A 9,946-nucleotide genomic window follows, 5' to 3' on the forward strand; every position below is an offset into this window, starting at 1 on the left:
AAGGGGAACGTACGTATTCTTGTATGTCCACGACGATCACCGTCGAAGGAATGTCCTGCGGCCACTGTGAACAGACAGTCGAAGACGCGCTTCGAGACGTGAGCGGCGTGACCGAGGTGACCGCCGATCGAGAAGCCGAACAGGCAAGCGTCGATGGCGATGCTGACGTCACAGCCCTCATTCAGGCAGTGGAAGAAGCAGGATTCACCGCGCACGCCTGAAGAACAACAAACACGAGTCACAACTGATCCCCAAGCTATCTCCTTGGCGGTCTCGACTCTATGGGGGATATTTGGCAGGAACACAGGCGTCTGATTCCCCGGGTATAGCGTTCGAACTGGTCCTCTCTTTCGCCTGCTGGGGCAACTGAGGTTCACGTTACAGAAAGACGGACCTTGTCAGTACATCCAAAACTGTCTGGCACTTACACTCAGAGACTAGGATGAGCCATGGACGACCACCAACACTCAACCGACGACGAACACGCATCTCAAGAACACTCCGATCACGAAGCCAGTGACGGGTCGGAGGAGATAGCCGACGAGCAGAACGTCGACCGGGTTGAACAGGGAATACCCGGGGAGAAGGGAGAAGCTGTCGAAGCAGCCGAGCGGGAAATCCACGCAACCGAACACGAGATGGGCCACAGGGCCCGCGGTCATGAAGACGGACACGACGGCCACGGTGGGATGCACGAAGGCCACGAACAGATGTTTCGACGGCGTTTCTTCGTCTCCACGCTCCTCTCGATTCCTGTTCTGCTCTATAGTCCGACCCTCCAGGAATGGCTGGGATTCACCGTCCCGACGTTTCCCGGCAGCGAGTGGATTAACCCCGTCTTCGCGGTGATCGTCTTCGCATACGGTGGCGTTCCGTTCTTACAGATGGCTGTCCCCGAGGTGCGCGACCGATCGCCGGGGATGATGACGCTCATCTCGATGGCTATCACGGTCGCATTCATCTACAGCTTGGCGAGTGTCGTTTTCCCCACACAGTCGGCATTCTTCTGGGAACTCGTGACGCTGATCGACATCATGCTACTGGGCCATTGGATCGAGATGCGGTCGGTCCGACGGGCCTCCAGCGCACTCGACGAACTGGCGAAACTGATGCCAGATACCGCCGAACGAATCCCCGACAACGGTGAGACTGAGGAAGTCCCCGTGAGCGACCTTGCGGAAGGCGACCTCGTCTTGGTGCGGCCGGGTGCAAGCGTCCCTGCCGACGGCATCGTTGAGGAGGGGGACTCCGATGTGAACGAGGCGATGATCACCGGCGAGTCAAAGCCCGTTTCGAAGGAGCCCGGCGACGAGGTCATCGGTGGGACAGTCAATGGCGACGGGAGTCTCCGGGTTCGCGTCGGTGCGACTGGCGACGAGACGACGCTGGCCGGCATTATGCGACTCGTCGAGGAGGCCCAGCAGAGTAAATCGCGAACACAGGTCCTGGCCGACCGCGCGGCCGGCTGGCTGTTCTACGTTGCCGTCGGGGCGGCTGCCGTAACCGCCGTTGCTTGGACCGTCGCGACGACCTTCGACGCGACCGTCATCGAACGCGTAGTGACGGTCCTGGTTATCGCCTGCCCTCACGCGCTCGGCCTCGCGATTCCGCTTGTCGTCGCGATCAACACCTCGCTCGCAGCGCGCAATGGGATGCTTGTGCGCGACCGTATCGCAATGGAACAGGCTCGTGAACTCGACGCGATTATCTTCGACAAGACGGGGACACTCACCGAGGGTGAGCACGGCGTTGTCGGGATGGAAACTGTCGACGGCGTCGACGAGGCAGAGGCCCTCACGCTGGCTGCGGCTGTCGAGAGCGATTCAGAGCACATGATTGCGCGGGCCATCCGTGAGGCGGCTGATGAACGTGATCTCCGTCCGCCTGACGCGTCTGGTTTCGAGGCGATCAAAGGCCGGGGCGTCCGCGCGACCGTCGAGGGAAACGAGGTGTATGTCGGCGGCCCAAATCTGCTGACTCAACTCGAGAGTGAGGTGCCGGCTGGTCTCCAACGCTTTGCGGATGACGCCGGCCAGAACGCCCAGACAGTGGTGTATCTCGTTCGTGACGGAGAGCTGATCGCCGCCTTCGCGATGGCCGATGTGATCCGCGAGGAAAGTTTCCGCGTCGTCGACGCCCTCCACGATCTGGGCATCGAGGTGGCGATGCTGACGGGGGACTCCCAAGATGTCGCTAACGCCGTCGCCGACGAACTGGGCATCGACACAGTGTTCGCGGAGGTCCTCCCCGAAGACAAGGACAAGAAAGTCCAGGAACTCCAGGACCAGGGGAAGCTCGTGGGGATGGTCGGCGACGGCGTCAACGATGCGCCGGCGCTGACGCGGGCGGACGTCGGGATAGCTATTGGGAGCGGCACCGACGTTGCGGTTCAGTCAGCGGATGTCATTCTCGTGCAGAACAATCCGATGGACGTCGTTCGCCTCGTGAAATTGAGCAAGGCGAGCTACCGAAAGATGCAGGAGAACATCGTCTGGGCGGCCGGCTACAACGTGTTCGCGATTCCGCTCGCAGCCGGTGTCCTTGCTCCGATCGGGATTCTGCTGTCGCCCGCAGTGGGTGCGCTCCTGATGTCGCTGAGTACGGTGATCGTTGCGATTAACGCGCAGTTGCTCCGACGCGTCGATCTGTCCCTCCCGGACCTGCCGGGTGTAGCACCACCGACTGACACACAGTCCGCTGGGTGAGGGCCTCTCTGATGTTCAGGGACGAAGATTTGGCACTACGAGGCTGATTTCTGCATCTTATCTTCGAACCTTTATAAGGTAGACGGGAGAACCCCGCGATGGAATGTCTGACCTAATCGTCAAAGCAGCCGTGAAGGACGCACTCTCGGACCACAACGTCTCGGCAGATTTCTACGATGCCCTCAATGAAGAGGTCGCCGAACTGCTCGACGACGCGGCGGAGCGGGCTGAGGCCAACGATCGGAAGACGGTCCAGCCTCGCGACCTGTAGGCTGGGATCTCACAGCTGACCCATCACCCGGACGTAGCTTTTTGGGGTTCTTGTTCAAAGGTTACCAGACGTGTATGGCGGAGGCACCGGATACGGAAGGGCAGGCGGTCGAAGCTGATGCAGGAGAGGTCCTTAGCGTATCACAGCTGAACGACCGGATTGCATCGGTCGTCGAGGACGCGCCTGCCCTCGATGGTGTCCGCTGTATTGGCGAGGTCACGGATCTCCATCAGAACAGTACGGCGCTCTATTTCACCCTCACTGACGGCGACGCGGAGCTCCCCTGCATGATCTGGGCGAACCGCTACCGGAATATGGATGCCGAGCTCGAGGACGGAACCGAGGTCATCCTCGAAGGCGATATCGACTACTGGACTGAGGGCGGGAAAATCGACCTCAAGCCGTGGGAGGTAATCGTCGTCGGCGACGGCGACCAGGCAGCCGCCGTCGAGCGGCTGCGAAGCGAACTCGAAGAGCGTGGCTGGTTCGACGACGAGCAGAAACAGCGCCCGCCGGCGTTCCCGGAGCGGGTCGGTGTCGTGACCTCACTCCGGGGCGACGCTCGCTACGACATCCAGAGCGCGATCCACGAGCAGGACCCCACCGTCGACATCCTGGTCAAGGATGCGACCGTCCAGGGGTCGGAGGCCCCGACGTCCATCGCGAACGGGATTCACCATCTGGATCGGTCAGAGGACGTCGACGCGATCATCGTCGGTCGCGGTGGTGGGAGCGATTCGAACCTCCAGGCGTTCAACACCGAGCGCGTCGCGGAAGCGATCTTCACCGCGAACACGCCGATCGTGACTGCCATCGGCCATACTGACGACCGGCTGATCGCGGATCGGGTGGCGGATATGGCCGCGATCACGCCGACCGCCGCCGGCGAGTACATCGCGAAGTCCCGAAATGATTTCCTCGCCAGCGAGATCGAGCCGCTGGAGCAACAGCTGGAGGCCGCCTACGAGACCTTCGAGCAGGAGCACGAACACGAACAAGAACTGGCCGAGGCAGTTGAGGAGGCGACCGCTCCCGAGGGCCTTCCGCCGGTCTACTACAAGGCCGCAATCGCCGTCCTCCTCCTGCTGCTGTTGCTCATCACCGCTCTCTGGTTAGGAGTGATCTGAGATGGCGAAGGACCCCGACATCAAACGCCGGATGGACCGCGTCGAGGAGATCATCGACCAGCTCGATGCGGATGAGGTGTCGCTCGAGGACGGCCGTGAACTCTACGACGAGGGCCAGGAACTGCTAGCTGAAATCCGGGAACAGCTCCAAGAGGGGGACGGCGAGGTTATCGAGATCGAGTGACCGCCGGTGGCGTCGACAAATCGTCAGAGCCTTAACCAACACTCCACCGGAAGCCTGCTGTGCTGTTGGTTAAGGTTGTGTTCGCCTTGAGCCAGCCTGCAGGCTTAACTACGAGGTTCATCCATTTCGAAACGTGTGGGTCTGAGCTACGATGCTACACGAGACGGTCTTGGTCTTCGGTGTCTATCTGGTGGCTTGTGGCGTCGCCTGGGTACTCCACGAGTCGGCTCACTACGCAGTCCACGGTCTCTATGCGGACTCGGTCTCGTTCGGCATCAATCGTCGAGGCCCCTACGTCGACGCGGTCTACAAACCGACCGCTCCCACGCTTGCGATCAGGGTCGGGTCAGTGGCTCCGACCCTCTTCTATACCCCACTCGTCGCCCTGGGTATTGCCGGCTATCTCTCAACGTATCCACTCCCTCAGCTGGACCCGGTTGGGTGGTCGTTAGTGGCCGTTCCCCTCGCAATTCTGACTATCCCGACAGGTGCTGATATCCGAGCCTGCCTTGAAGCCGCTCAGTAGCTGTTCTTGACGTATACTTGGTCTGCGTCAGACACACACTACATTACTCATATAATCAGAATTAAAGAAATGTGTTGGCCGTCAATATTTAGTGCATATGGCGCAAGTATGTGCAAATGTATCATGGCACAAGCGAGTCCCCGCAGTAACCTCTCTGAAACTGACTCGGACGAGCGGCCCTCCGTGTCAGTCGAAGCATGGTTAGAGGCGGTCAGTAGAGAACTGGATCCCGCCGAGTGCGAGGACCTCTCAGAACTCGGCATCTACTCGATCCACGAACACGGCAGCGCCCGCACTATTACCCTTCCCGAGGATGCCGAAGAATTCGACGACGCGACGACGGTGAAGCAGTACTATTTCGAGGGCGAGGATTGCCCGCTTCTCATCGTTGCTCCGCTGACGGTTTAAGCCGCTTCCGCCGGCGGTCAGGAACAGTCGGTGTCGTCTTCTTTGTGGTCGGAATAGAACTGGATGAGGTACTGGAACCGGCCTGTATCACTCGTGAACGAATCGAGTTCTTCCTGCAACCACTCGTATTTGCCTTGCGGGATTCGCATATTGATCCGTGCGACATCGTCGCTAACATCCGAGCCGGAGCTGCCGGTGCTGGTCGCTGTATCGGCGTCTGACATTAGTTCGACCCAGGCTATGCGGTCGCATATATCCCAGTAGAATGAGAACTTCTCTAGAGAACTTGGAAAACTTTGGAGACCTCCAAACTCATTCAAATTTTCTGACTTCTTTTGGTCGTGCTATCCTTTCCCACAAACGATGTGTGCCAAGGTCCCCTCCGGCGAGACGCCGGCCAGTACTGAGGAATCGAAGTCCGTCATTCGGATCATCCACAAGTCCATCGGCCCGATCCTGCTGGCGCTCCTCCCGCTGATCCTGTTCGTGGGGACGGCGGCCGCGCAGTCGGACCCCGGGAGCGCCTTCTGTGATTCCAATATGGCCGACACCATTCAGAACATCTTCACCATCATCCAGTTCGGCGGCCCGCTCATCGGCGGCGTCCTCGCGCTCGGCGCGACGGTGGCGATCCCGTTCACCCGCCGGTCGGACTGGAAGAAGGAGATGAAGTCGGTCCGGAATCAGGGCCTGCTTTGGGGCGTGATTGTCGCGCCGCTCGGGACGGAGATTGTCCAGTTCATCCTGAACAACATCGTGGTCGGTGGCACGAGTTGTGGATTCTAACCACGCACCAGGATTCGCACTCGTCATGTCCGCCGTCCTCGTCGCATCGACAGCCGCCGTTCCAGCGGTCGCCCATCCCCCGAACAGTACCGACCACGGCGTTCCGGAGGAGACCTTTCACAAACTGTGGTCGGGGGATCAGGACGGCGCAACCGACGGCGCGAATCTGAGTAACGGGTCGGCAGTCGAGCAGCTCGGCGAGGGGACCGATGTCCCGTTTGATTCGCCCCCGCGGGCGGTCGAGCGATGGAACCGGGGTGACCACCAGGAGTTCCCGGCGACGAACAGTTCCGTGTCGATTCATCCGCCCGATGCCGACCTCTCCAGCGGCCAGTTCATCAAGGAAGCCTATACCGAGGTGTTCGCCGTCCAGCCGTCCACACGAGCACGCCTGTCGCCGTCGCGACAGCCGCTCTACGTCGCCCCAGATGGAACGCTCCGCGGGACCGTCGACTACCGGGTGGCGGTGCCGCCAGACGACACTTCCGGTGACCGGCGCGTCTACTGGAGTCTCGAGAGCCACCAGATCGAGGAGACGAAACTCCTCGTCGACGGCGACGAGGAGACGACGGCTGGTGGGTCTCATACGCCGGCGCTGTCGTACTCCTTGGATGGGTACGCCGGTGAGGAGCACCAGCTCACGCTCCAGGCGAACATCTCGGTTCGCCTTCGGAAGGAGGTCGAGACCTGTACCGCCCACAACGACGAGGGCGACTGCACCAACTGGGAGAGTTCCGTTTCTTACCCGACTGAGAACGTCACGGTGACCGATTCTATCGAGGTCACGAAGTACGACCTCGCGGTCTCCGGGTTCATCGCCGAGTATCCGAACGGTGACCTCGGCCTCGTTGTCTACAAGAACCAGCCGTGGCTCGGCTACCAGCTGCCAAACGGTGATGTCCGAGGTGTCTGGCGGTTCTACTCGGCCCGAGACAAGGACTGGGATACGCTGGTCTACAGCTCGGACGATGGACAGCGGACTGCTCACTCGCCGCTCCATCCACTCCAGGTGAACGCCTACCCCATCGAGACGGGGCCGACGCCGTCGCCCCGCCGGAACGTGACGATACTGGACGTGTACGGCACGTCGACGTCGCCGCCGACGCTCCCGTCGAACGTTCATCTGGATGTCCTCACGGAGCCGTACACGGCCAGCTACGGCATCGCGACGCGGGCCACGGCTGACGAACAGCCCGAGACCGTCCGTGCGTGGGGCCTCGTCAGAGGTGTCGAGGCAGAACGGCCCACCGATGAGTTCGCTCGAATTCAGATCTACGAGAGCAACCTCACCCTGGAGGTGGTGAACCAGACTGAAGACACCGTCACCGTCCGGGTTACTCTCCAGAACGCGAATACCGGCGCACCAATCAATACCGCCGAACGGGACGGCTACGTCGTCGTCAACGGGCAGCGGGTCAACACGACCGACAACGGAACCGTTACGACGACGATCGAACGGCCCCCAGGCGGTGTGTCGGCCCGATACGAACCTGGTCACTGGTGGCTCAACCCCCCGGGCTATACCGGCGACTCGGATACCGTGCTGCTGCAAGGCTCAGTGCTCCAGATAGTGTCGACGCTGTTCCGGATTGGCGTGCCCGTCTCGCTGTTCCTCCTTGCGGTGTTCTTCGTCGACCGGATCACTGGGTGGCGGATTTGGCCCCCATGGAGGTCCCTATAATGACCAGAGACAATCCTACATCCAACGGTCGAGAGGTAGAGCGGCCCATCAGCCGACGCCGTCTCTTAGCTTGGTCAGGTACTGCTCTCCTCTCTGGCGTCGCCGGGTGTTCGGGAACGAACAACCCCGGTAATGGAACGGAATCGCCGACAGGAACGTCGTCCCCACCCGCTGATTCCGTCTTCGAGGAGGTCGAATTCACGGGTCCCAACCTCGTCGTGACGCTAGCTGAGGATCACGATGCCGACCGTCTCAATCTGATTGCCCCGGACGGAAGCACGTTTGAACAGACCACCGTCGCGGAGGGGGCGACGACTGCAGAACTCCAGATTCTCTACAAATCCGGCGGCTCCTACGATACCGGTGAATACGAGCTGGTCGCTGTTAGGGGCGAATCTTCGGATACGATGTCGATTGAGCTTCGTCCGGAGCTTAGCGTCGTAGATGTTGAGCCGGAGGTCGACGAAAGTGACCAGAACAGTACTGGCCGGCTCTTCATCACGGTGGAAAACACCGGTTCCGGGCCGACGTGGATCTACAATATTGGGTTCCGAAACGCCCCGTACTCGAATGCGCCGGAGGTTATCGAAGGAGATGGGGTCGCCGATACGAGGTTTGAACGTCCACAGGATCCACAAGAGGAGTTCCTTCAGCCCAACACCGAGCAGAGATTCCTGAAGGGACGTGGAGTGCTGATCATCAGTGACGACGATTCGGTTTCGTGCGAGGGCGGTTCTGTCGAGTTGACCGTAGTCGTCCAAACCCCGCACGGTGATGTTGAACAGCCGATTCGCGCTGATCTAACCGGCGGCTACCACATCGATGACCAGGCCGCCGTCCAGCATCCCTGCAAGAACATCGACATCGAACTACTACCTGGTGGTGGTGACGATGCGTAGGGTTCGTCGACGAGTGGTCTCGGCTGTCGCGGGTCTCGTCGGATTACTTGTTCTCGGACCAGCTCCAGTGGCTGCACAAAGCGACGGAGGCGGCGACGGTGGTGCCCTCGGTGATATCATCATCGGGGCGATTCAGGAACTACTCCGGATTCTGTTCAGCCCTATTCGGACGGTTATCGAGAATCACGGCGATGCTGTTCTGCGAACTGTCGTGGGAACCCCACATCCCGATTCTGTCTTCAGTGCTCCCTCGAACGGTGCCTGGCCTCGAATCTACGACTTCTATTGGGAGACGATGATCCCGCTGACCCTCACGCTGTATGGACTCTCTATTGGAATTGTGATTTTCCTCGAGTCGACGAGCCACCTGTTCAACGGCTACCATCGTTCGAAGCTGAAGAAACGCGCCTTCTCGGGGCTGCTCGGCATCCTGTCGTGGTGGTGGATCGCAGCACTCTCGCTCAGGTTTATGGACGCTTTGGCGGGGTTCCTTGTGCCCTCCGTCTCCGATATTACCCTCTTCCAGACCCTGTCGTTCTCGACGATGGGAGTCCTCGGCACAGTCGTCGCCCTGTCGACGAACTTCATCCTGTTCGTTCTCATCGGTCTGATCTATTTGGCTCGTCACCTCGCGCTCTACCTGTTCGTCTTCCTGATGCCGTTGCTCATCGTCTTCTGGATTCCGGGAGTCGGTCCCTTCGCCTTGGCTTCGAAGTTCATGAAGAAGCTCGCGGGATTCTACGTGCCGTTCCTGTTTATGACGGTTCCAGTCGCTCTTCTGTTCCGGCTTGGCGATATCCTCGGGACCAGCATCGGCCCTTCCGCCGGCGAGTTCGGAGCGTGGCTGACGGCGCTCATCATCCCACTGGTTGCCGTGGCGTCGCCTTTCATCCTCTTTTGGCAGGCGGGGGCTCTGTTCTTCATCGCCGATCGGGCTGCTCGGCACGTCTCGGCGCAGAAGGCTCGTGGGCGGCTGTCGAGAGGCCGGGAACGGCTCCAGTCGGCGAAACAGGGCGGAAAGAACTTCGTCCGGGGAGTGCGCGACGAGCCGGCGGTCAAGAGCGGTGGGCAGTACGTCCTGAACTCCGGTGACTCCAGAGCGCACGCGACCGGCCAGCGCCTCAACACGACCGGCTCCCGTCTTCGCGAGGCGATTTCGGACGGCGGCGGCGGAGACGGCGGGCAAGGCGGCTCCGGTGGCAGCGGTGGTGGCTCGACCGCCAGTAAGGGCTCTGGCGGGGATGGTGGTGGCAACGACGGGAGCGGAGAGTTCGAGCGGGACGAGGCTCTCCGCGACCCGCAGCCGCGGAACCGGAATCGCGAGTCGAGAGACGACCCGCCCCGATACATCCAGTAACC

Annotated in this window: 12 protein-coding genes; 11 read left to right on the forward strand and 1 reads right to left on the reverse strand. The window is 60.7% G+C overall.

All coding sequences use genetic code 11. From position 1 onward, the window contains the following. Positions 1 to 23 precede the first annotated feature (23 nt). The 7 genes from ACV7GQ_RS18685 (at position 24) to ACV7GQ_RS18715 (ending at position 5,221) form a co-directional block, all read left to right on the forward strand. The gene (locus ACV7GQ_RS18685) at positions 24 to 221 is read left to right on the forward strand and encodes a heavy-metal-associated domain-containing protein (protein ID WP_255153098.1); all 198 of its coding nucleotides are present in this window, start codon (positions 24 to 26) and stop codon (positions 219 to 221) included. A 228-nt stretch (positions 222 to 449) separates the two neighbouring features. Continuing rightward, on the forward strand, positions 450 to 2,705 hold the full coding sequence (locus ACV7GQ_RS18690; protein ID WP_434084216.1) for a heavy metal translocating P-type ATPase: 2,256 nt from the start codon (positions 450 to 452) through the stop codon (positions 2,703 to 2,705). 103 nt (positions 2,706 to 2,808) lie between these two features. Continuing rightward, positions 2,809 to 2,976 (forward strand): DNA-binding protein, encoded by a 168-nt coding sequence (locus ACV7GQ_RS18695; protein WP_004048632.1) that lies wholly within the window; start codon positions 2,809 to 2,811, stop codon positions 2,974 to 2,976. 74 nt (positions 2,977 to 3,050) lie between these two features. Beyond that, entirely contained in the window at positions 3,051 to 4,103 is a 1,053-nt protein-coding gene (gene xseA / locus ACV7GQ_RS18700) for an exodeoxyribonuclease VII large subunit (protein ID WP_470313229.1), read from the forward strand. A gap of 1 nt (position 4,104) precedes the next feature. Then, positions 4,105 to 4,287: an exodeoxyribonuclease VII small subunit gene (gene xseB, locus ACV7GQ_RS18705; protein ID WP_470313230.1), complete on the forward strand. Its 183-nt coding sequence runs from the start codon at positions 4,105 to 4,107 to the stop codon at positions 4,285 to 4,287. Between the two features lie 151 nt (positions 4,288 to 4,438). Next, positions 4,439 to 4,813, forward strand: a complete 375-nt coding sequence (locus ACV7GQ_RS18710; protein WP_470313231.1) for a hypothetical protein — start codon at positions 4,439 to 4,441, stop codon at positions 4,811 to 4,813. Positions 4,814 to 4,996: 183 nt separating this feature from the next. Next, positions 4,997 to 5,221: a hypothetical protein gene (locus tag ACV7GQ_RS18715; RefSeq protein ID WP_470313232.1), complete on the forward strand. Its 225-nt coding sequence runs from the start codon at positions 4,997 to 4,999 to the stop codon at positions 5,219 to 5,221. 17 nt (positions 5,222 to 5,238) lie between these two features. Here the strand turns inward: ACV7GQ_RS18715 and ACV7GQ_RS18720 are convergent, their stop codons facing one another. Then, positions 5,239 to 5,445, reverse strand: coding sequence for a hypothetical protein (locus ACV7GQ_RS18720; protein ID WP_470313233.1), 207 nt, complete (start codon positions 5,443 to 5,445; stop codon positions 5,239 to 5,241). A 139-nt stretch (positions 5,446 to 5,584) separates the two neighbouring features. Between ACV7GQ_RS18720 and ACV7GQ_RS18725 the strand changes: the two genes are divergently transcribed. The 4 genes from ACV7GQ_RS18725 to ACV7GQ_RS18740 all read left to right on the forward strand — a co-directional run bounded on the left by ACV7GQ_RS18725 (position 5,585) and on the right by ACV7GQ_RS18740 (position 9,944). Continuing rightward, positions 5,585 to 6,007: a hypothetical protein gene (locus ACV7GQ_RS18725; protein WP_470313234.1), complete on the forward strand. Its 423-nt coding sequence runs from the start codon at positions 5,585 to 5,587 to the stop codon at positions 6,005 to 6,007. 25 nt (positions 6,008 to 6,032) lie between these two features. Then, complete coding sequence (locus ACV7GQ_RS18730; RefSeq protein WP_470313235.1) at positions 6,033 to 7,688, forward strand: DUF8186 domain-containing protein; 1,656 nt, start codon at positions 6,033 to 6,035, stop codon at positions 7,686 to 7,688. After that, a complete protein-coding gene (locus tag ACV7GQ_RS18735) occupies positions 7,688 to 8,587 on the forward strand; it encodes a hypothetical protein (RefSeq protein WP_470313236.1) in 900 nt (299 codons plus the stop codon). Before ACV7GQ_RS18730 ends, ACV7GQ_RS18735 begins: the two co-directional genes overlap by 1 nt. A 67-nt stretch (positions 8,588 to 8,654) precedes the next feature. Next, positions 8,655 to 9,944, forward strand: coding sequence for a hypothetical protein (locus ACV7GQ_RS18740; RefSeq protein ID WP_470313237.1), 1,290 nt, complete (start codon positions 8,655 to 8,657; stop codon positions 9,942 to 9,944). The last annotated feature ends 2 nt before the right edge of the window (positions 9,945 to 9,946 follow it).

It is taken from the genome of Haloarcula sp. MBLA0163 (assembly GCF_055632435.1).